The sequence below is a fragment of the Streptomyces sp. NPDC020362 genome, from assembly GCF_040642095.1.
Lineage (GTDB): Bacteria > Actinomycetota > Actinomycetes > Streptomycetales > Streptomycetaceae > Streptomyces.
The window spans coordinates 37,194-58,359 of the sequence record NZ_JBFAET010000045.1 but is presented as its reverse complement, the minus strand read 5'-3'; the positions used below and the strand labels follow the sequence as shown (position 1 = coordinate 58,359).

19 protein-coding genes are annotated in these 21,166 nt (G+C 73.0%); 9 read left to right on the top strand and 10 right to left on the bottom strand.

The window, feature by feature from the left end:
- Together AB0H32_RS18920 and AB0H32_RS18915 are read right to left on the bottom strand one after the other, a co-directional pair.
- The coding region (locus AB0H32_RS18920; RefSeq protein ID WP_361121410.1) for an aminotransferase class I/II-fold pyridoxal phosphate-dependent enzyme at window positions 1-1,125 on the bottom strand (1,125 nt) is incomplete at its 3' end.
- Between the two features lie 262 nt (window positions 1,126-1,387).
- The gene (locus AB0H32_RS18915; RefSeq protein ID WP_361121407.1) at window positions 1,388-2,353 is read right to left on the bottom strand and encodes a LysR substrate-binding domain-containing protein; all 966 of its coding nucleotides are present in this window, start codon (window positions 2,351-2,353) and stop codon (window positions 1,388-1,390) included.
- Between the two features lie 70 nt (window positions 2,354-2,423).
- Here AB0H32_RS18915 and AB0H32_RS18910 point away from each other — a divergent pair, with 70 nt between their 5' ends.
- Both AB0H32_RS18910 and AB0H32_RS18905 read left to right on the top strand, forming a co-directional pair.
- Entirely contained in the window at window positions 2,424-3,059 is a 636-nt protein-coding gene (locus tag AB0H32_RS18910; protein ID WP_361121404.1) for a maleylpyruvate isomerase family mycothiol-dependent enzyme, read from the top strand.
- Between the two features lie 117 nt (window positions 3,060-3,176).
- On the top strand, window positions 3,177-3,872 hold the full coding sequence (locus AB0H32_RS18905) for a L,D-transpeptidase family protein (protein WP_361121401.1): 696 nt from the start codon (window positions 3,177-3,179) through the stop codon (window positions 3,870-3,872).
- A gap of 35 nt (window positions 3,873-3,907) precedes the next feature.
- Here AB0H32_RS18905 and AB0H32_RS18900 read toward each other — a convergent pair whose 3' ends face one another.
- A complete protein-coding gene (locus AB0H32_RS18900) occupies window positions 3,908-5,110 on the bottom strand; it encodes a Gfo/Idh/MocA family oxidoreductase (protein WP_361121398.1) in 1,203 nt (400 codons plus the stop codon).
- Between the two features lie 138 nt (window positions 5,111-5,248).
- Here AB0H32_RS18900 and AB0H32_RS18895 point away from each other — a divergent pair, with 138 nt between their 5' ends.
- Entirely contained in the window at window positions 5,249-6,397 is a 1,149-nt protein-coding gene (locus tag AB0H32_RS18895; RefSeq protein WP_361121395.1) for an ROK family transcriptional regulator, read from the top strand.
- Window positions 6,398-6,496: 99 nt separating this feature from the next.
- Complete coding sequence (locus AB0H32_RS18890; protein ID WP_361121392.1) at window positions 6,497-6,682, top strand: hypothetical protein; 186 nt, start codon at window positions 6,497-6,499, stop codon at window positions 6,680-6,682.
- A gap of 132 nt (window positions 6,683-6,814) precedes the next feature.
- On the opposite strand, the gene AB0H32_RS18885 is transcribed toward AB0H32_RS18890, so the two are convergent.
- Window positions 6,815-8,200 (bottom strand): S1 family peptidase, encoded by a 1,386-nt coding sequence (locus AB0H32_RS18885; protein ID WP_361121389.1) that lies wholly within the window; start codon window positions 8,198-8,200, stop codon window positions 6,815-6,817.
- 154 nt (window positions 8,201-8,354) lie between these two features.
- The gene (locus AB0H32_RS18880; RefSeq protein ID WP_361121386.1) at window positions 8,355-9,185 is read right to left on the bottom strand and encodes an SAM-dependent methyltransferase; all 831 of its coding nucleotides are present in this window, start codon (window positions 9,183-9,185) and stop codon (window positions 8,355-8,357) included.
- Between the two features lie 252 nt (window positions 9,186-9,437).
- Here AB0H32_RS18880 and AB0H32_RS18875 point away from each other — a divergent pair, with 252 nt between their 5' ends.
- Together AB0H32_RS18875 and AB0H32_RS18870 are read left to right on the top strand one after the other, a co-directional pair.
- Complete coding sequence (locus AB0H32_RS18875) at window positions 9,438-10,616, top strand: aminotransferase class I/II-fold pyridoxal phosphate-dependent enzyme (RefSeq protein ID WP_361121383.1); 1,179 nt, start codon at window positions 9,438-9,440, stop codon at window positions 10,614-10,616.
- Between the two features lie 59 nt (window positions 10,617-10,675).
- A complete protein-coding gene (locus AB0H32_RS18870; RefSeq protein ID WP_361121380.1) occupies window positions 10,676-11,062 on the top strand; it encodes a PPOX class F420-dependent oxidoreductase in 387 nt (128 codons plus the stop codon).
- Window positions 11,063-11,346: 284 nt separating this feature from the next.
- Here the strand turns inward: AB0H32_RS18870 and AB0H32_RS18865 are convergent, their stop codons facing one another.
- The 3 genes from AB0H32_RS18865 to AB0H32_RS18855 form a co-directional block, all read right to left on the bottom strand.
- Complete coding sequence (locus AB0H32_RS18865; protein WP_361121377.1) at window positions 11,347-14,109, bottom strand: hypothetical protein; 2,763 nt, start codon at window positions 14,107-14,109, stop codon at window positions 11,347-11,349.
- 227 nt (window positions 14,110-14,336) lie between these two features.
- A complete protein-coding gene (locus AB0H32_RS18860) occupies window positions 14,337-14,762 on the bottom strand; it encodes a zinc ribbon domain-containing protein (RefSeq protein ID WP_361121374.1) in 426 nt (141 codons plus the stop codon).
- Between the two features lie 184 nt (window positions 14,763-14,946).
- Window positions 14,947-15,702 carry a TetR family transcriptional regulator gene (locus AB0H32_RS18855; protein WP_361121371.1) on the bottom strand — a complete coding sequence of 252 codons (756 nt, stop codon included), beginning with the start codon at window positions 15,700-15,702 and terminating at the stop codon, window positions 14,947-14,949.
- A gap of 207 nt (window positions 15,703-15,909) precedes the next feature.
- Between AB0H32_RS18855 and AB0H32_RS18850 the strand changes: the two genes are divergently transcribed.
- The 3 genes from AB0H32_RS18850 (at window position 15,910) to AB0H32_RS18840 (ending at window position 18,002) form a co-directional block, all read left to right on the top strand.
- Window positions 15,910-16,788 carry a hypothetical protein gene (locus AB0H32_RS18850; RefSeq protein WP_361121368.1) on the top strand — a complete coding sequence of 293 codons (879 nt, stop codon included), beginning with the start codon at window positions 15,910-15,912 and terminating at the stop codon, window positions 16,786-16,788.
- Between the two features lie 188 nt (window positions 16,789-16,976).
- A complete protein-coding gene (locus tag AB0H32_RS18845) occupies window positions 16,977-17,768 on the top strand; it encodes a peptidoglycan-binding domain-containing protein (RefSeq protein WP_361121365.1) in 792 nt (263 codons plus the stop codon).
- A gap of 69 nt (window positions 17,769-17,837) precedes the next feature.
- Complete coding sequence (locus tag AB0H32_RS18840) at window positions 17,838-18,002, top strand: hypothetical protein (RefSeq protein WP_361121362.1); 165 nt, start codon at window positions 17,838-17,840, stop codon at window positions 18,000-18,002.
- A gap of 20 nt (window positions 18,003-18,022) precedes the next feature.
- Here the strand turns inward: AB0H32_RS18840 and AB0H32_RS18835 are convergent, their stop codons facing one another.
- Together AB0H32_RS18835 and AB0H32_RS18830 are read right to left on the bottom strand one after the other, a co-directional pair.
- Entirely contained in the window at window positions 18,023-20,428 is a 2,406-nt protein-coding gene (locus AB0H32_RS18835; RefSeq protein ID WP_361121359.1) for a SpoIIE family protein phosphatase, read from the bottom strand.
- Window positions 20,429-20,515: 87 nt separating this feature from the next.
- Complete coding sequence (locus AB0H32_RS18830; protein WP_361121356.1) at window positions 20,516-20,896, bottom strand: hypothetical protein; 381 nt, start codon at window positions 20,894-20,896, stop codon at window positions 20,516-20,518.
- Window positions 20,897-21,166 lie beyond the last annotated feature (270 nt).

The following is a 21,166-nucleotide window of genomic DNA, read 5'->3' as shown; positions in this document are numbered from 1 at the left end:
GCGGCGGGCGAGGGCCACGTTCCGCTCCACGATCTCGCGGTGTCCCGCCCGGCCGTAGGCCACCAGGGAGAACCAGGCCGGCAGGGCGCGCAGGCGCCGCGAGTTCTCCGGGGTCAGGTGCAGGAAGTCGGGTTCCCCGGCGGGCAGGCCCAGATACGGCGAGGCGTTGTGGAACACCGCCACCTGCAGGTCACGTCGGCGGGTGAACTGGACCGCCGCGTCGTAGGGCACATTCAGCCACTTGTGCAGATCCACGCAGACCGAGTCGGCCGCATCGAGTCCCGCGACCAGAGCCGCATACGTGGGGGACAGGGCGGCGAAGCCGCCGAACGCGGCGTCCACGTGCAGCCAGAAGTCGTACCGCTCCTTCAGCGCGGCGATCGCCCGCAGATCGTCGAAGTCGACGGTGTTGACCGTGCCCGCGTTCGCGACGACGATCGCCGGCCGTCCGCCCAGGCCCGCGAGTGCCGACTCCAGTGCCGCCACGTCCACGGCCTCCCGGTTGCCGGGCAGCAGCGGCACCCGCTGCAGCCGCTCGCGGCCGATACCCAGGACCGACAGGGCCTTGGCCACGCTGGAGTGCGGGCTGCCGGAGAGCACGTCGACCGGGCCCAGCGCCGCCGCCCCCGCTTGGGAGACATCCACCCCGAGCCGCTCCCCGAGCCACTCGCGGCCGATCGCGAGACCGACGGTGTTGGACGCGGTCGCCCCGGTCACGAACGCCCCGCTGTGCGCCTCGCCCAGACCGAACAGCTCGCGCAGCCAGGTCACGGTCTCGCGTTCCAGCTCCGCCGCCCACGAGCCGCCGGCCCCCGAGACGTTCTGGTCGAACGCGGCCGTCAGCCAGTCCCCGGCGACCGACGCGGGGGTCGCCCCACCGGTGACGAAGCCCAGGTAGCGGGGCCCGGCCGAGCCGGAGAGGCCCGGCGCCCACCGCTCGGCGAAGTGTGCGAGGGCGCCCGGGCCGCCCGCTCCCTCCTCCGGGAGGGGCGCGCGAGCGGGCGCCCGGCCGGGCGCGGCGACCGGTCGGTCGGCCAGCCCCGCCAGCTCACGGTCGGCCACGTCGCGGGCCAGCTGCAGGAGTTCGGAGAAACGGGAGAGATCGTCGGTGAGTGTGTGCTGCATGAGCCGCAGCGTAGGTCCGTGGCCGAGCCCGGCACCCGGTCCACCTGAGGGAAACTGGACCGGTGGGCGCAGGTTCGCCGCCGGTCTCCCCGGGGCTGCGGCCGGACGAGGTACGGGCGCCACGTGGCTGTGATCCGGGCCGCCGCGCACGGACTCGGTCCCCCCGGCCCGCGCCTGGCCACCGACCGGACCGCCCTCGGTCGCCCCCCGGACAACCCTCAACCGACCCCGGACAACCCTCAGCCGCCCCTGCACCTGCCGTTCACGGCGACGCGAGAGACGGCGACTCGGACGGTGGGTCCGCGGCAGGCGGGCGCTCGGGCACCGCCGTCCGCCCGGTCATCGCCGTGCGCAGGCGCCCCAGCAGCTGCCGTGCGGCCGGACTCATGGGACCGTCCGTCCGCCAGGCCAGGGCCACGCGGCCGCGCGCCCGGGGGTCGGCGATCCGCAGCGTGCGCAGGCCGGGTGCCGTTTGCGGGCGCGGAAGCACCGCGACGCCGAGGCCGCGGGCCGCGAGCCGGGCCAGCGCGTCGGGGGCGGCCGCCTCGAAGGCGATGTGCGGCCGGAAGCCCGCCTCGGCACACAGCCGGTCCACGACGGTGCGCACCCCGGTCCCGCGGGGCAGGCTGATCAGGCGGTGCCCGCGCAGCGCGGCCGGTGGGACGGCCGCGGCGCCCTCGTGCCCGGCCGACAGGGGATGTTCCGGGACGGCGGCCGCGACCAGCGGCTCGTCGATGACGATCTGCAGGCCCACACCCGGCGGCGGCTCCTCCTGCGCGACACCGATCACCGCGAGGTCCAGCTCCCCGCCGCGCAGCGCGGCCAGCATCCGGTCCGAGGTGTCCTCGGTGAGCGTGACCTCCACCTGCGGATGCGCCTCATGGAAACGGGCCAGTATTCCGGCCAGGTCGAAGGCGTGGGTGAGGGTGCCCGGGACGAGCCCGACAGCGACCCGGCCGCGCAGCAGACCTGTGAACTCCTCCACCGTCTGCCGCACCCCGTCGACGGCGGCCAGTGCGGCCCGCGCGAACGGCAGCACGGCCTCACCCACCTCCGTCGGCCGCACCGTACGGCCCGTGCGGTCCAGCAGCGGCTGCCCCAACTCCCGCTCCAGCTGGCGTATCTGTGCGCTCAGGCCCGGCTGCGCCAGATGCAGCCGCTCGGCGGCCCGGGTGAATCCGGCCTCCTCCACCACCGTCACGAAATACCGCAGCTGCCTCAACTCCATAACCGTTCATGATAGGTCCGAGACGGACCGGTTCTTGGACTTATCGGCGTCCTGTCAACACCCTTGATCCATGGGGAAAGCAGCAGACACCGTCACCACCGGAGCCATCGCCGCCGAACGCCGGGAGCTGGCCGACCTGTTCGGCACGCTGACGTCCGGCCAGTGGGAGGCGCCCAGCCTGTGCGCGGGCTGGCGGGTGCGGGAGGTCGTGGCGCACATGTCGATGGGATTCCGGTACCCGGCCGTCAAGGTCCTCGGCGAGCTGGTGAAGGCACGCGGCAGCCTGCACCGCATGACCGACCGGCTCGCCCGCCGGGACGCGGACGCGCACCCCGACCCCGAACTCGCCGCCTTCCTGCGCACCCACGCCCGCCACCCCTGGAAGCCCCCGGTCGGCGGTTTCGCGGCCGCGCTCGGCCACGACGTCGTCCACGGTCTGGACGTCACGGTCGCCCTCGGCCTGGACCGGAAGGTCCCCGAGGACCGGCTGCGGATCGTCCTAGACGCGATCGACCCGCGCGCTTTCCGCCTTTTCGGTACCGACCTCACGGGTGTGCGGCTGTGCGCCGACGACCTCGACTGGTCCTTCGGCACCGGCACTCCGCTGCACGGGCCCGCCCAGGACCTGCTGCTGGTCGCCTACGGCCGCAGGCTGCCCGCCGGTCGGCTGCGCGGCGACGAAGTTCACCGTTTCGTCACAGCCTGACCGGAAGCACAACCGTCGGATCCGGAGGCGGGTCTAGTAGGCGCAGACCGCGGGAATCGCGAAAGGGAGCACCTGGGCAAGGCCCGGGACGCAAGGGGAGAAGGGGAAGTGGACGCTATGGGGGACATACGCAGACGAGGTGTCGTCGCGCTCGGTCTCACCGGGCTGGTGGCGCCGCTCACACTGGCCTTGACCGCGGCACCGGCCCAGGCCGCGAGCTGCACGACACAGGCGGGTCCGTACCAGAAGCAGGTGGAGAAGTTCCTCGGCCGCCCGGTCGACGGCAAGCAGTCCTCCGCCGACTGCCGGGCCGTCCAGGCCTTCCAGAACCGGCACGGCATCACGCCCGCCATCGGGTACGCCGGTCCTGTCACCTGGGGCGTTATGGACCTGATGAACAAGCAGAAGGCGGTCGGGAACGATCCCAACAAGGACGGCAAGTGCCCGGTGGACAAGGGCCGTATCGCCTGTGTGAACCTCACGCTCCAGCTGAGCTGGATCCAGGACGGCAAGAAGCTCGTCTACGGTCCCGTACCCGTGCGTACCGGCCGTAAGGGTTATGTGACCCGCACCGGTCTGAAGAAGATCTACTGGCGGGACATCGACCACGTCTCGAACCTCTACAACGTGCCGATGCCCTACAGCCAGTTCTTCGACGGCGGCCAGGCCTTCCACTCGGTGAACCTGAGCATGTGGAACCCGCCGGGCTCCCACGGCTGCGTCAACATGACCACGACGGACGCCAAGAAGTACTGGTCGCTGCTGAGGACGGGCGACGACGTCTTCGTGTACGGCCGCAAGCCGGGCACCTGAGCCGCACCGGGACCCGGCCCCGGGCCCTTCGGGGCTCAGTTCTCCGGTGCGTCCCCGAAGTCGGGGATCTGCAGCCGGACCCCGCCCTGCCGTGCGGACTCGTGCGCGAGGACGCCCGGCAGGGTGTAGCGGGCGGCCACCCATGCGTTCACCGGGGGCAGGGTGCGCGTGGTGACGGCGGTCACGAAGTCGTCCACCAGGAAGTGGTGGCTGCCCTCGTGCCCGTTGCGCAGCGCGTCGAACTCCCGCGGCAGCCGCGCCCGGTCGTGCACCGGCGCCGATCCGGAGGTGAAGGCGGCCCGCAGCTCCGGCGCGACGTGCCGCAGCGACGGATCGTCGGGGGAGAGGGTCGGCTTGGGCCCCAGCAGCTCGCTGATGTCCTCCACACCGTTCTTGTCCTGCCACAGGGCCACCGTCGCCAGCTGCTCCATGCTGGCCTCCGTGCCGAAGAACCGGAAGCGTGACTCGCGGATGTGCGAGGGGTAGCCGACCCGCCGGAACTCGTTCGTGCGGAACGAACCGCCGCCCGCCACCTCGAACAGCGCGGTCGCATTGGACACGTCGTTGTCGAACCGGCTGACCGAGCGGTCGAAGACGCCGTCGTCACGGTCGTCGCGCACCCCGATCGCCGACACGCTCACCGCGTGGGTCCGCCAGGCCCCCAGCACGCCGCCCACGGAGTGCGTCGGGTACAGCAGCGGGGGATAGCTGGCGGTCGCCTTCCAGTTGTCGCCGCCGCTGTACTTGTAGGCCTCGTAGAAGCCGAGGTCCATGTCGTGGACGTAGTCGCCCTCGGCGTAGAACAGCCGGCCGAAGGCGCCCTCGGCGATCCGGTTGCGGGCGTGCACGGTCGCCGGGTTGTACTGGCTGGTCTCGCCCATCATGTACGTCAGCCCGGTCGCCCGGACCGCGTCGAGGATCGCGGCCGTCTCCTCCACGGTGATCGCCATCGGCACCGCCGAGTACACGTGCTTGCCCGCGCCGAGCCCCTGCAGGACCAGCGGGCCGTGGGTCCAGCGCTGGGTGAAGACCGCGACCGCGTCGACCGCCGGCGACCCCAGCATGGCCTCGTACGACGGGAACGTGCCCGCGAGCCCCTGGGTGACGGCGAGCCGCTCGGCCCGTTCGGGCAGCAGATCGGTGACGTAGACGTCGCCGACGCCGGGGTGGGCCCGGAACAGCGCGGCGAACTGACCGGAGAACTGTCCGGCGCCGATGATGCCGAGGGAAAAGGTCATGCGTTTTACTTTTGCCTCAAAAGAATTGGAGCGTCAAGAGGGCGTCCTGCTTGCATCGATGCGGCTCCTCGCAGAGCTCGATCACGGTAGAGTGGCCAGATTACTTCCTTCTCGAAAGAAACGGAGGGGTCGGCCCTCATGAGCAGCTGGCTGCCCCTGAGCCCGGGTGAGCGCTCGGTGGCGATCGAGGTCCTCGTGCACGGCCCGCTGTCCCGCACCGAGCTGGCCCGGCGGCTGGACCTCTCACAGGGCAGCCTGACCCGGCTGACCAAGCCGCTGATCGAGTCCGGCCTGCTCGTCGAGGTGCCGGAGACGGCAACCCCGCCGGAGGCGCGCCAGGGCCGGCCGTCACAGCCGCTCGATGTGGTCGCCGGCTCCCGCTCCTTCCTCGGCTTCAAGATCACCGCCGACACGGTGTACGGCGTCGTCACCACCCTGCGCAGCGATGTCGTCGCCCGCCTCGACAGGCCGCTCGCCGATCGTGACCCCGCACGCGTCGCCGACCTGCTCGCGGAGATGACCGCCGAACTGGCCGACGGCCGTCCGGCCGCCGCGGGCATAGGGATCGGCGTGGGCGGACTGGTGCAGGAGCGTGCGGTGGTCGGCGAGTCGCCTTTCCTGCAGTGGCGGAACGTTCCGCTCGCCGAGCTGGTCCAGGAGCGCACCGGCCTGCCCGTGGTCGTGGAGAACGACGTGGCCGCCCTGGTCGAGGCGGAGACCTGGTTCGGTGCCGGACGCGGGCTCGACCGCTTCGTCGTCCTGACCATCGGCGCCGGCATCGGCTACGGGCTCGTCCTCGGGGGCAGGCGGGTGCCCTGTGCCGAGGAGAACCGCGGCTTCGGCCGGCACTGGATCATCAACCCCCACGGCCCCCTCACCCCGGACGGTGGGCGCGGCAGCGCCGTGTCGCTGCTCACCATCCCGAGCATCCGCTACCAGATCCGCGCCGCCCGCGGCCGGGACGCCACCTACGAGGAGATCCTCGCCGACGCCGCCGGGGGTGAACCCATGGCCCACCGGGTGATCGACGAGGCCGCCCGGGCCCTCGGCACCCTGGTCGCCCAGATCGCCAACCTCGCGATGCCGCAGAAGATCCTGCTCGCCGGGGAGGGTGTCGGCCTGATGGATGTGGCGGGAGACACGGTCCACGGGACCATCCGTGCCCACCGTCACCCGCAGGCCGCGCCCGTGGACCTGGAGACCAGGGTCTCCGACTTCCACGACTGGGCCCGTGGCGCAGCGGTGTTGGCCATCCAGGTCCTCGTGCTGGGCGCGGCGGCGGAATGAACTCCCGCTGCCGCTTGACACATTGACGTGATGAGTAACACGGTCCGGAATGTCCGTATCGGGTGTGCTTACTCACAGCGCCTTCACGTCGCTCGGCATATGCTTCACAACATGTCCACCACTCTTGAAGCCGCCTCCGAGCGATCGGCCGCGGAGGTCAACGAGGAGATCAGGGCCCTGTGGCTCCGGTCGGGCGGGACACTGACCACCGAGCAGCGCGCGGAGTACCAGCGCCTCGTGTTGGAGTGGGCCGCCGCGGCCCCGCAGTCGCACCGGGCGGCCTAGAAAGGCCGACGGGCACCTGCCGTACCGTCCAGGGGCACCCGTGAGTGCACGGGTGCCCTTCTCGTAGCACCTCCGCAGACCCGGGGGCCCTGAAGGCCCCGCGTCTCGTCGGCCCATGTCGTAGTCGTCCCGTCAGCCCCACGTCGCCGAGTAGTACCGCTGGTACGCCCTGCGGTCCTGCTCGGACCGGATGTACCGGGTCGCGACGAGCGCGATCAGACTGCCCGCGATGACCAGCAGCCCGGGACCGATGGTCCGGGTGTCCGTGAGCCGCGCCAGCAGGGTCTGACCCTGTGCGGTGCCCGTCGCGGGCGCCGAGGAGCCCGGCGAGGCCGCGCTCGGCGCGACCGCACCCTGCGCGGCCGCCGCGGACGGCGCGGGGGAGGGCGGTGCGCTCTGGGCGCCGCCGGCGTTCTGCGTCGACACGAGGAGCCGGACGTTCAGCGCGGCCAACGCCTTGGTCAGCGGCTGGAAGAACGTCGTTCCGCCCGCCTTGCAGTCACCGCTTCCGCCCGAGGTGACGCCCAGCGCGATGCCGTCGGAGAACAGCGGGCCACCGCTGTCGCCCGGTTCGGCGCACACGGTGGTCTGGATGAGTCCGGTGACCGTGCCCTCGGGGTAGTTCACGGTGGCGTTGAGCGCGGTGACCTGGCCGTCGTGCAGTCCGCTGGTGCTGCCGCTGCGGAACACCCGCTGTCCCACCGTCGGATCGGCCACACCGGTGATCCGCACGCCCTTGCCGCCGCCGATCGCGACCACCCCGGCGCCGTCACCGGCCTTGCCCGAGTTGTACTGGACGAGCGAGAAGTCGTTGCCGGGGAAGGTGCTGCTGACCGTCTTGCCCAGCTGCTGGTCGCCCTGGTTGTCGGCGAACCAGATGGAGCCGGCGGGCCCGCAGTGGCCGGCGGTCAGAATGAAATCGCTCTGCCCGTTGGTGACGTTGTAGCCCGCCGAGCAGCGGCCGCCCGTCGAGAGGATCGGCTGCGCCCCGTTCAGTCGTGTGGTGAAGGTGCCCTTCATACGCTCCATGTGCACGAAACTGCCGATGCCCGTGGCGACGTGGGTCATGCGGGACCAGTCGGCGGCCGACACCGTGGAGTCGGCCTGCACCACGACCCGGTTGGTCCGGTAGTCCACCGCCCATGCGGTGCCCGCCACCCGAGGGGCCGAACGCAGCGTGGCGGTGGCCGACTTGAGCTCGTTCATGCTGTGCGACACGACCTTCGCCTCGGCCCCCGCCCGGCGCACGGTCTGTGCCGCCCCCGAGTCGGTCACCGCCACGACCGGCCGCCCGTCGCGGCCGACCCAGCTGCCCGCCGTCCGCCCCGTGCCGAGCTTCGCCACCAGCGTCGCACCGGTGTCACCGCTGGTCCCGGCCGTACTGAGCGGGGTGGCGGACGCCGGGGGAGGCTCGCTCGCCATGGCCGCCTGTGCGACCATCGCGCCCCCCAGAAGGAGTCCGCCGACCGCCGCCAGCCGTGTCACTCGCCTCACGACCCGTCGTCGTGCGTGCCTCATGCGTGGCTCCCGAACCCGAACGCGCGATGCCCCTGCCGGCACCGCGGGGACCTCCGGTCGTCGAGGGCCCACGTCTGAGTACGTGGCCCGCCCCGGCGGCGTTCACCGACGGCGGCGATCTTCTCGGACCGCCCGTGCCCCGGCGCCCGCGCGCTCAGTTCTTGCGCGCCACCCCGCCGAACATGGCGACCTCCTCCGGCTCGGCCCCCTCGGTGCTCTCCGGGCGCCAGCGCGAGCAGGACACCACGCCCGGCTCCAGCAGCTCCAGACCGTCGAAGAACCGGGCCACGTCCTCGGGCGTGCGCTGGGTGAGCTTCGGAGTGCCGTGCTCGTTCCAGAACGCGACGGCCTCGTCCACGTCCGGCATCGACGGGCTGGTGATGGTGTGCGACAGCACCAGGTGACTGCCGGACGGCAGCCGGTCCGTCAGTCGCCGCACCATGCCGTACGGGTCCTCGGCGTCGCCGACGAAGATGACCACGCCGAGCAGCATCAGCGCCACCGGCTCGCTGAAGTCCAGGGTCTTCGCGGCGTGTTCGAGGATCGCGTCGACGTTGCGCAGATCCTCGTCCAGGTAGTCGGTACGGCCTTCGGGCGTGCTGGTGAGCAGGGCGCGCGCGTGCGCGAGGACGAGCGGGTCGTTGTCGACGTACACGATCCGGGCGTCCGGAGCGACGCGCTGGGCCACCTCGTGCGTGTTGTCCGCGGTGGGCAGCCCGGTGCCGATGTCCAGGAACTGCCGGATGCCGACCTCGCCGACCAGATGGCGTACGGCCCGGCCCAGGAACAGCCGGTCGGCACGCGCGTACTCCCCGATGCCCGGGTGGAGCGCGCGGATCTGGTCGCCGGCCGCGCGGTCGACCTCGTAGTTGTCCTTGCCGCCGAGCCAGTAGTTCCAGATCCGGGCCGTGTGCGGCTGGCTGGTGTTGATGCGGGCGCGCAGCGACACGGCCACGTCGTTGGTGGCTGCCGGGTTGTCGGTCACGTGGGTTCAGCTCCTGGATGCCTGAGGAGAAGTGCACCATTCAAGACGCAATCTAGACGCCCGAGTTGACCGGCGCTCGTCCGGGGTTTTCCACGCCCGGACCGAGCCGCGGCCGGCTGAGTGTGTCGCACCGCACCGACGCGGCGTCGACGTACCGCCCCCGAGCCCCGGCCCCGGGCCGCTGCCCTCCGTACCGCGTCCGGCCGGTCTGCCCCGTTTCCGCTCACACCGCAGCGCCTTATCTTGAGCCCCATGACCAGCATCCCGCACGGCACACCCGGCGAACCCGATCCGCTGCGCGCCCTCGGCCTGGAGCAGCTGCGACGTCGTACGAGCATGAAATGGCGCGCCTACCCCGAGGACGTGCTGCCGCTGTGGGTGGCCGAGATGGACGTGCCCCTCGCCGAGCCGGTCGTCCGCGCCGTCACCGACGCGCTCGCCCTCGGAGACACCGGCTACCCGGCGGGCACCGCCTACGCCGAGGCCCTGGCGGGGTTCGCCGCCAAGCGGTGGAACTGGGACGGAGTCGCCGTGGAGCGCACCGCGATCGTCCCGGACGTGATGCTCGGCGTGGTCGAGATGCTCAAACTGGTCACCGGCCCCGGAGATCCGGTGATCGTCAACTCGCCGGTGTACCCGCCGTTCTACCAGTTCATCACCCACATGGACCGCCGTGTGGTGGAGGCCCCGCTGGGCACCGGTCTGCGCCTCGACCTCGATCTGCTGGCGGACACGTTCCGGCAGGCCACGGCCGGCGGCGGCCAGGCTGCCTACCTGCTGTGCAGCCCGCACAACCCCACCGGCACCGTGCACACCGCCGCCGAACTGGCCGCCGTCGCCGACCTTGCGGAGCGCTACGGCGTCCGGGTCGTCGCCGACGAGATCCACGCCCCGCTCGTCGCCCCCGGTGTCACCTTCGTGCCCTATCTGAGCGTGCCGGGCGCCGAGCGCGGCCTGTCGCTGATGTCCGCGTCCAAGGGCTGGAACCTGGCGGGGCTCAAGGCCGCGCTCGCCCTCGCAGGTCCCGCGGCCGCCGCCGATCTGGCCCGGCTGCCCGAGGAGGTGAGTCACGGCCCCAGCCACCTCGGCGTCATCGCCCACACGGCCGCCCTGGCCGAGGGCACCGGCTGGCTCGACGCCCTGCTGGCCGGTCTCGACGCCAACCGGCGTCTGCTCACCGCCCTGCTCGCCGAGCAACTGCCCGCGATCCGCCCCTGCCCCGCCGAGGCCACCTACCTGGCCTGGCTCGACTGCCGCGCCCTGGGCCTCGGGGAGGACCCCGCCGAGGTGTTCCTGGACCGCGGCCGGGTCGCCCTCAGCTCCGGCCTGCCCTTCGGCACGGGCGGTGCCGGGCACGTACGTTTCAACCTCGCGACCTCCCCGGAGATCCTCACCGAGGCGGTGGGGCGCATGGCGGCGGCGCTGACCTGAGCGGAGGCCGGGGCCCGCCCGCGGTGCCCGGGAACGGCGTGGCCTCCTACACTGCCGGGATGGACGACACGCGGCCGGCCCGGCTCGGCTCCGGCAAGTACCTGCTGGTCACCAGCTACCGCAAGGACGGAACCCCCGTCGACACCCCCGTGTGGGTGGTCCAGGACGGGGACGGCCTCGGGGTCTGGACGGCGGCCGACAGCTGGAAGGTCAAGCGGATCCGCCGCCGCGCCGATGTCCTCGTCGGTCCCTGCGACCTGCGCGGCCGTCCCACCGGCGACCAGGTCCCGGCCACCGCCGAGATCGCCGACGCGGCCACCACCGCCCGCTACCGCACGCTGATCGCCCGCAAGTACGGCATCACCGGCCGCCTCACCCTGCTGGGCAGCCGGCTGCGGCGCGGCCTGGAGGGCACGGTCGGGATCCGCGTGACCCTGAAACCGTGATTCGGCAGGTCGCGAGGCCCTGAGTGGCCCGGCCACGGGCACCTGAGCCGGCCGGCCCGGGTCTGTGGGACGGCCGGTCCCGAGGCACTCATCCGGCCGGTGGCGAGGCCCTGATCCGGCCGACCGAGTGCCTGAGCCGTTGAGCCCGGAGGCTCCGAGTCCTTGAGGCGGAAAGCACTCAGGGCCTGAGGCGCGTTCCGCCCACAGGCCCTGAGCCGCTTTGGGCCCTGAGGCCCCGAGAAGGCCGTCGCCGCCTCAGGGCCCGGGTGCCGCTGCGGATGCGGCTACGACGCGTCGAGCACCGTGCCGTTCAACTCCAGCCCGCCGGGCTGCTGTTCGCCGGTCTGCGGGTCGATCTGCCGGAACCGCACCGACTCGGCGGGCTCCGTGACCCGGTCCTTGACCGTCGGAACGGTGATGTCGACGCCGGTGCTGCCCGCCGGGATGTTCTCCCACAGGTAGAGACCGCCGTTCACCTTGGACAGGGGCCGCTCCGGGTCCGGCGAGGCGCCGGTCGTGTCCCGCAGCCAGCGCGCGGACACGTCCTTGGTGGACAGCTCCGGCCCGGTGGGCTGCACCGCGACGAAGGCCGCGGTCATGTCCACGTCGACGGCCTCGGACAGCGACACCCGCCACTTCAGGGCCTGCCCCTCGGTCACCCGGTCGGCCACCGGAGTGACGGTCGTCTTCGGCGCCGGATCGTCGTTGTGCACCGTGATCCCGCCCCGGTACGAACCGATGACCGCGCCCCGGACCGCCTTGACGAGGATGTTGTACGACACGTCGTCGCCGTAGCGCGTGTTGCCCTTCACCCGGACGGGCACGTCGATGTCGTGGCCGCCGGGATGCACGGTGACCAGCCGGTCCCTGGCCCGGCCGCCGGCCGGATCGAGGACGTACACCCGGACCTGTCCGCTGCCCCGCCCCGACACCCGGACCGGAACCCGGTAGGTGCGCACACCGGAGTCGCCCTCGTCGACGGTCGTCCGGCCGACGTCCACCCGCGCCAGCGCGGCCGCCCGCACCGCCGGCAGCCCGGGCCGCCAGCCCCACGCATCCATCAGCCAGGCCCGTCCCGATCCCGAACGCGGGGTCAGCTCAAGGGACTTGACCTTGTGCAGGTCGAGCCGGCCACGGGCGGCTGCGGTCAGCGGCACCCGGATCTCGCGCGCCCAGTAGGAAGCGGTGCGCTCGCTGCCGGGCAGCCCGTCCATCCGCACCTGGCCGAGGACCGCCTTGCGGCCGGAGGCGTCGGTGGCCGACACGTCCAGGCGCGTGCCGCGGGAGTTCGGCGGCACGAACAGCCTGAGGGCCAGCGCCTTGTCACCGGCCAGCGAGACCGGGTCCTTCACGCGTACCCGTGCCGGGGCGCCGGCGTGGGTCCAGCGCAGGGCGACCGCGTTCCGTCCGGTCTCATGGTCCGTCTCCCACGAGGCGAAGTGCGGCGAGCTTCCCTTGGCCCCCTCGCCCAGGCAGGCCTTGGCCGGGGAGGGGTCCACCGCCGCGCACAGCCTGCCACCGGTCACCGACACCCCGCCGTCGGGCAGGAAGGCGGCATCGCGGCGCCCGCCCACCGCATGGGTGAGGACCCGCGCCGGGTCCGCCGACGGCGCGCGCCTGCCGGAGCCGTCCAGCAGCGGCCGTACCTTGTCGTCACCGGCGAGGAACAGGCGCGCGGCGGCCGCGATGTAGGTCGAACCGGCCCGGTGCTGCTGGTCGGCCGTCAGCCGGGTGCCGGAATGCTTGCCGCACACCGGGTCGGGGTGGCCCGGGTCGTCCCCGAAGTCGTCCTGCGCGGGCGCGGTGGCCTGCCCGGGCGTCCACTCGGAGTTGAAGAAGTTGTGATTGGCACCGATGACGTAGACCGCGCTGTGCAGGGCGGTGCCGCGGCTGACCGCGCGGGTGCCGTCGACGTAGACCTCGCCCTCCAGGTCGGAGACGTCGCCGTCGCAGCCCGGCAGGATCGTCGCGGACGGGACGTCGGGCACCGGGTTCTGGCCGAAGACGGTGGGGCCGATGAGGACCAGGCCGCGGATGGTCCAGCGCACCGGTCCGTGATAGCCGTCCTGGGCGGCGGGCGGCGGGTAGAGACTGTCCAGCGCGGCCCGGTTCACGCCCTCACCGCCGCGGGAGTGCCCGACGAGCAGGACGTGCGACAGGTCGGCACGGGGCGCCTCGCGTACGACGGCCGGGGCCGTCTCGGGGTGCGCGGCCCAGCCGGCCCACCGGGCCAGGTGCAGTCGGACCAGCGATGAACGCGCCTGCGCGCCGCCGTCCTCGACGTCTCCGTCCTGGCCGTTGATGCCGTTCGCGGAGATCGAGACGGTCACGTAACCCTGCGAGGCGAGCAGCTTCTGGTCGCGCAGATAGCCGCGGTGGCTCGGCACCGGCCTGGTCCCGGCCGGGCAGGGCCAGGCACCGCTGATGTCGTGCCCCTTGTAGCAGGTGAAGTGGCGGCCGTGCAGGAACAGCGCGAGCGGGCGAGGGCCGCGGGCGCCGGTGGGAGCGACGACCACCGCGCGCATCTCCACGGGAGCGGCGAAGCCCGGCAGCCGGACCGACTCGAGGCTGTACTCACCGGTCCTGGTGCGGTACGAACCGGGCTTGCCAGGGTCCACGTCGCCTGCCGGCAGCGTCGCCGGGGGCTGGACGGGCGACGTGCCCGAGGCGGTCTGCCTGCGGTCCAGCCGCCGTCCCCCGGACCAGACTTCCAGGTCCCGCAGCTTCCCGGCCTGCCGGCCGTCCAGCCGCAGCCGGAAGGTGCGCCCGTCCGCGCCCGGCTGCGGGACTCCCAGCAGCCGTCCGTCCGCGCGGAATTCGACGCGCGCGTCCCCCATGGGCACCGGCTGCTTCGACCGCCACACCAGCTGCGGCGTCGGTGAACCGCCGGTGATCCCCCACCCCGGTGGCATCGTCCCGTCGTTCCCGGCCGTCAACGCCCGTATGTCCGAGGGTGGTTGACTCTGTGCGGCTGCCACCCCTGGGGATGCTCCCGCCACCGCGAGCAGCGCGGCAGCGGCGATCCATATGCGCCGGGCACGGACCACGGCTCCTCCTTGAACCCCGACCTCGGGCGCCACGGCCGTACCCGGGCACCCCTCGCCCCCGGAGGACGGAAGGGGAAGTCTGTGGGTTGCCTGTGAAGAGCAAGTGATCGATCACACTGCGCAGTCGGGTGCGGTCAGATGCGGTCGGGCGCAGTCAGGTGCCGTCGGGTGCGGTCCTGGGACCGGCGCCGACACCTGTGCCGTTCAGGAGGGATGTGCGATCGTCCTCAGGTCCAGGCCCGGTACGGCTCGTCGACCAGCTGGAAGACGGGCTCGCCCCGTACGGGGTCCTTGGTCGTCGACAGCCGGACCCGGTCTCCGCTGTGGATGCCGACGGGCGGCCCCATGACCCGGCCGCGGACGACGAACCCCTCGGCCATCTCGATCAGCGACACGTTGCGCGCCGCGGGTGTGTTGCGGTGCACCACGGTGGAGTGGCGGACCGTCCCGGCGCCCTCGCTGCGCTCCGTGCGCAGCTCGCTGCCCTGGCACACCGGACACAGCAGCCGGTGGTAGGTCGCGGTGCCGCACCAGGTGCAGCGCTGGAAGAGGATGGCGTCCTTGGCGTCCTTGGCGTCCGCGGAAGCGGGGTCGAGAACACCCGTCGCGGAGCCGCCCGCCGAATGCGAGGTGCTTGCTGAGTGGTGGTACACGCTGGTCAACTCCCCTGCGCTCGGCCGGAATCCCGCGTGCCCGGCGCGAGTCGCGCACGCAGGTGCGCGGTGGCCGTGCCACCGTGCACGCCGACAGAGTATGGCACTGAGTGTCACTCGTAAAGGCACTCCGTACCCCGAATCTGCGGAGGTCCGGTGAGGATGTGGCTCGGCCGGGGCGCCCTCAGGCGCGGCCGAGTGCGGTCTCGAACTCCTGCACCACCCGCCACAGCGGGGCATCGCGGCGGGTGACGAGGACGACCACGTCGTCGGGGTGCTCGGCCCGCTCGCCGTCGGACGCGGTGAGGGCGGCTTCGGGCAGGGGGGCGATGGTGCGGGGGTGCGCCGGTCGCCCGAACGCGGCCTGTACGTATCCCAGGGCGTGGTCGACCGCCACGCCGGCGTCGCCCTTGCCGTCCGAACGCAGCCAGGAGCGCAGGGCGTTGTTGTGGGCGGCGACGACCGCGGCCGCGATCACATCGGCCCGCAGGGTGCCGTCGGGCCGCCCGGCGAACCGCCCGCGCAGATACGCGGCGAGCGCCCGCTCGTAGCGCCACACCACCGACAGTTCGTAGGCGCGCAGCCCCGGCACCTTCTTGGTCAGGCGGTAGCGCTGCACGGAGAAGGCCGGGTTCTCCGCGTACATCCGCAGCACCAGCCGGGCCGCGTCGCACACCCGCCGTACCGGCTCGTCCTCCTCGTCGCTCTTGGCGAGGAAGGCGCTCATGTCGGCGAGGCAGCGCTCGTGGTCGGGGAAGACCACGTCCTCCTTCGAGGGGAAGTAGCGGAAGAACGAGCGCCGGCCGACCCCGGCCAGGGCCACGATGTCGTCCACGGTGGTCTGCTCGTACCCGCGTTCCAGGAAGAGCTGGAAGGCCGCGGCGACCAGGGCGTCCCGCATCGGCGGCTTCGCGGCCGATGCCGCGCTGCTGGAGCTCATGAACGGGAACGTAGCACCCGGCCCCCATTCCTGGCACTCGGTGCAGCGAAGGAGGGGTGATGGGGGAACTGAGTGCACTGAGGTGCCACCCGGCTCGGCGTGAGGTACCCGGGGGACCGGGCCGGGGGCGGAACCGGCCACCCTCCGGCTTGACCGGCCACCCTCCGGCGTAACCTTTCTGCATCCCAGTTGCCCGAGGAGCCCCGCATGTCCGCCGCCCGCCCCCGCATCCTCTACGTCACCGACCTGGCGTACCCGGCCCGCGGGCGCCGCTACGGCGACGAGGACGTCTTCCTGACCTCGCGTCTGCGGGAGCACTTCGACCTCGCCCTGTGCCACCCGCTGGACGCGGCCGCGCTGATGGACGCCTACGACGCGGTCGTCGTCCGCAACAGCGGGCCCGTCCTCGGCTATCAGAAGGAGTACGACTCCTTCCGCGCGCGAGCCCTCGCGGGCGGCACCCCGGTGTACAACCCGCTCAGCGGCAAGGCGGACATGGCGGGCAAGCAGTACCTGCTCGACCTGAGCGCCGCGGGCTACCCGGTCATACCCACCGTCGACCGCGCCGAGGACCTGCACCGGCTGCCCCAGGCCGAACGCTACGTGGTCAAGCCCAAGCTCGGCGCGGACTCCCTCGGTCTGCGGATCCTCCCCGCCGACCGGCTCGCCGGCCTCGCCGACAAAAGCGTCCTCATCCAGCCGTGCGTCGACTTCGCCTACGAGGTGTCCTTCTACTTCGTGGACGACGACTTCCGGTACGCCCTCTACGCCCCCGACCCCGACCGGCGCTGGGAGCTTCAGCCGTATCCGGCCACCGCCGCCGACCTGGAGTTCGCCCGGAGCTTCGTCGACTGGAACGGGCTCGGCCACGGCATCCAGCGCGTCGACGCCTGCCGCGTCCGGGACGGCGAGCTGCTCCTGGTCGAGCTGGAGGACCTCAACCCCTACCTGTCTCTGGACGCCCTCCCCGAGGAGGCCCGGGACGCCTTCGTCACGGCGCTGACGGCGTCCCTGAGCCGGTTCGTCCACGAAGTGCGCGATGCGCAGGGAGCGCAGGGAGCCGAGGGGGCGCTCATCCCGGCCTGAGGGTGATCAGGGGGCTGCGGCCGGCCAGAAGATGTCGTTCCGCCGTGCGTCGCCGGCCGGGTCGCCCTGCCGGGACCGCAAGGTGAGGCCGAAGCAGTTGCGGCGGGGCTGAACCGCTCCGGCACGGGCGCCGTATCTCGGTACGGGGACCGCGCACTCCCGTGCCCATGGGACGGAAGGAGAGCAGGGTGCCGACACCGCCCGATCCCGAAGAGCCCCACTCCGGACCGGTCCTCGAACCCGTCCGGGTCGTGCGGCTGCGCCGCTTCGACGCCCTCGCGGAGCTGATGCGGGAGATGCGCCCGGAACCGGAGGCGTACGAGTCCTTCCCGTCGCCCTCGTCGGCGCCTTCTCCGTCGTCCTTCCCGTCGCTTCCTCCGTCGTCCCCTCCGTCGTCCTCTTCAGTGCCCTCTTCGCCGGACACCGGCACGCCATGGGCACCCCACGCCGACGAGGAGGAGACCCAGGAACTGCCGCCCTTCGCGGGCACCCCGCCCGCCACCGGTCGGCCCGCCCCCGCGAACCCCGGCTCGGGTGACGGTCTCCGCAAGGCCGCCGTCGCCGTGGCCGTGGGCGCGGCCGCACTCGTCGGCTTCGGCTGTGCCCTCCTGCTCCCCGGCCGCCAGGAGGCCGGTGCGACCGCGGGGCCCTCCCGGCCCGCCACCACAGCACCGCCCGTCACCGCCCCGGCGGCCCCCGCCACCACCCCCGGCACCGGCCCCTCGGCCGACCCCGACGGAGCCGGCACCCTCCGACAGGGCGACACCGGCCCCGCGGTCGTCGACCTCCAGCAGCGCCTGCTGCGCGTCCCCGACGTCTACCGCGACGGCTCCACCAACGGCACCTACGACGCGGTCCTCACCGCGGCCGTGGCCCGCTTCCAGCTCTGGTACGGCATCAGCGGCGACGAGACCGGCGTCTACGGCAACGACACCCGCCGCGCGCTGGAGTCCCGGACGAGCCTCGCCGACGGCGGCTGATCACCCGGGTTCGAACACCGGGCAAGTCCTCGGGAAAACCGGAGGTACGACCGACCGCCGGGCCTCACCATGGGCACTCCCCCCGCGGTCCGCCGCCGGGCGCACCTCGCACCACGACCGAAGGCCACGCCGATGACCGGCTCCCGCATCCCGGGCCTGCTCGTGCCCGCCGTCTTCCTGCTCGCCCTGATCGTCGGCGTCTGCTGGTACTGGCGCCATCGCGACGACGACTGACGGCGGCCGGCGAGGTCCGGCTACTCCTCCTCCAGCGGCATCCGGATGTCCAGCACGCACACGTCGTCCCGCCGCTCGTCCGCCGGCAGCGTGGCGAGCAGTGCATCCAGGGAACCGGCCCCGCCGCGGGCGTCCGCGCGGGCCGCGTCGGCCAGGCGGGCGAAGCCCGCGTCGATGGCCTCGCCGGGACGCTCCACCAGGCCGTCGGTGTACAGCACCAGCCGGTCCCCGGGTTCCAGGCGGATCTCGGCCGACTCGAAGACCGGGTGCGCGCCGGCCCCGAGCAGCATGCCGCGGGGGCGGTCGAGGTAGCGCACCTCGCCGCGGCGTACGAGCAGCGGTGGCGGGTGGCCGGCCTGGGCCCACCCAAGGCCACGGGTCCTCGGGTCGTAGCGGGCGAGGACCATGGTGGCGGTGGTCCGGCCGTCCCGGGAGTGCAACAGCAGCCGGTTCAGCCGGGTGAGGGCTCCGGTCAGCGAGGAGCCCGTACTGACCATGCCCTTGGTGGTGAACCGGAGCTGGGCCATCGTCGCCACCGCGCCGATGCCGTGGCCCGCCACGTCGCCCACCACGAACAGCGCGGCGTCGTCGGGCAGTTCGACGGCGCTGAACCAGTCGCCGCCGACGTGGATGCCCGACTGGGAGGGCAGATAGGCGACTTCGACGCGCAGTCCCGCCAGCCGTACCGGAGTGCTGGGCAGCGGCAGCAGCGCGTGCTGCAGCCGGGCGGCCAGGGCACGTTCGGCCTGCAGGATCCCGCGCTGCAGGAGCATCGCGCGCTCGCTCTCCACCAGCGCGAGTTCGGCGCTGCGCTGCGCGGTGAGGTCCTGCAGGAAGCCGTGCACCTCGACGGGGGTGCCGTCCGGTTCGGTCACGGCCTCGGCGACGATCCTGAGGTGCCGTACGCTTTCGGGCGTCCCGATGCGGAACGGGACGTCGAACGGCCGCGCGTGCCGGACGAGTCCGGCGATCGAGTCGGTCAGGGAGCCCGCGTCCTCGGGCAGGACCAGATCGGGGAGCCGCTCCAGGCGGACCGGTCCGCGTGCGGGATCCAGCCCGAGCACGGTGTAGGTCTGCGGGGACCAGGCGATCTCCCGGGTGACCAGGTTCCAGTTGGCCCAGCCGAGGTTGCCGAGTCGCTGCACGTCGGCCAGCCGCCGCTCCTGGCGGTCCACGGTGTCGTGCCGCAGCCAGGTCACCAGCAGTCCGTCCCCCAGGGGCGCCGCCCGCACCGAGTAGGTGGCGGTCACGGGCACCCCGTCGGCGACGTCCTGGTAGGCGAACGGCTCGCTCTCGAACGGCACCCCGGTGATGAGCGCATCCAGGTAGCCGTGCCACAGCGGCTCGCCCGCGACGGACGGATAGCTCTCCAGGATGTGCGTGCCCACCATGTCGCGTCCGGTCCGGCCGAACACGTCGACCGCGTCGGGGGCGGCGGCATCGATGCGGTAGTCCGCCACTTCGCCGGAGGCGGCCCGCAGCGGGGTTAGCAGGATCGCCGCTCCCGGCAGGGCGTCGAACACGCTCTGCACGATCTGGGTGACGCTGTCCTCGGGGTGTTCCGGCGGGGCGTCGAAGGCGCGGAGCCGGCCCGCGCACAACCGGGCCACGGCCCGCAGCAGTTCCCGCTCACGCGGGGCGAACGCGCCGTCCCGGCGGCGCAGCACCCCGAGGGCGAAGCCGGCATCGTCCCCGCCGGGCACGGGCAGCCAGGCCCGCGACGGCCACCGCTCGGGCGGGTCACCGATCAGGAGGTAGCGCTGCCGGTCCGCGGCGAGATCCTCCAGCCAGCGCGGCTCGCCCAGCGTCAGGGCACCGAGCGGGGCGACGCCGCTCAGGGGTGGCATCTGATGCCAGCGCAGGGCGAAGGCGCTGCCGACGCCGGCGTGCCCGATCAGTTCGAGCCGGCCCCCGCGCAGCCGCTCGTACAGCAGCACGGCGCCCGCACCCACCTCGGGCGCCAGGTGCTCCAGCAGACATCCGGCCAGTTCCTGCGCCGAGCCGACCCGTACCAGGTCGCGGCCGATGCGGCCGAGGAGTTCCGCGACGTCGTCGGTGCCGGCGGGCGGGGCCTCCCAGGTGGCGGCCGAGGGCGCTGTGGCACCGGCCTCCGCTGTCGCGGGGGCCTCCTGCTGGGGCGGGACGAGGGCGCCCAGCGTGAGCCAGCACTCCTCAAGGAGCGTGCGGTTGCCTGCCTTCGCGCGCTGCGCCAGCTCGTCGTGGGCGGCGTCGGGGGAGCAGCCGGTCCTCGCCATCAGCGCGCCCTTGGCGCGCTCCAGGACGGCCGAGACCGCGGCCATGTCCCGCAGCCGCTCCATCTCGGCGCGCTGCCGGGCCACGACCTGGGCCAGCGCCGCCGGATCGGCGCCGGTGCAGGGGTCCACGGGACGCGCGGGCTCGCTCGTCACGCGACGAGCATGGCACATCCCGGCCCGCTCGATCACCCGTCTGCCACGTCCGGATCGCCGCACACGAGCGGCGGGCACGGGCGACCGGCACGGTGGTCCGGCGGGTCAGCGGCCGGCGCCGCGTCCGGCCAGGGCGTCGCTGACCGCGCGGACACTGCGCGCGATGTGCTGGAGCTGCAGGACCTCGGCCGCGTACAGCTTGATCGTGTGCTCGATGACCGACTCGGGCAGGCCGAGGACGGGCAACTCGGCCCGCGCCGTCTGCAGTGCCGTCCGCGCCACCCGGATCTCCTGCTGGACCTGGATCTGCGCATGCCGGGCCAGCAGTACGGGATGCCGTATCAGCGCGGGGTAGCTGGCGTAGCGCGCCGGGATCAGGTCGCGCAGCCACTTGGCAGCCGAGCGTTCCCAGTCGTAGCTGCCCGGCGTCTTGACCTGACAGGGCCAGTCGGGGCTGATGCGCGTGGTGGTCAGGGTCATGTTCATCGCTTCCGGTGTGCGGGCGTCGTGACGGTGGTCCGACGGTTGGGGCGGCCCCGGTCTAGGGGATGACCGGGGCCGCCACGGGCGCATCGCCTGGGCGGTGCGCCACCGAACACCCCGGGCGCCGCGTTGGGTAGGAAACGGCGGCTGGGGGTGTTCGTGCGGGAGCCCCGGGCGTCGGAGACCGGTGCGGCGTGCGGGCTTGCGTGCGCATGGCGGTCCGTCGGCTTTCTCGGGGCGGTCTGCGGGCGGTCAACCCGCAGGTGCGGAACG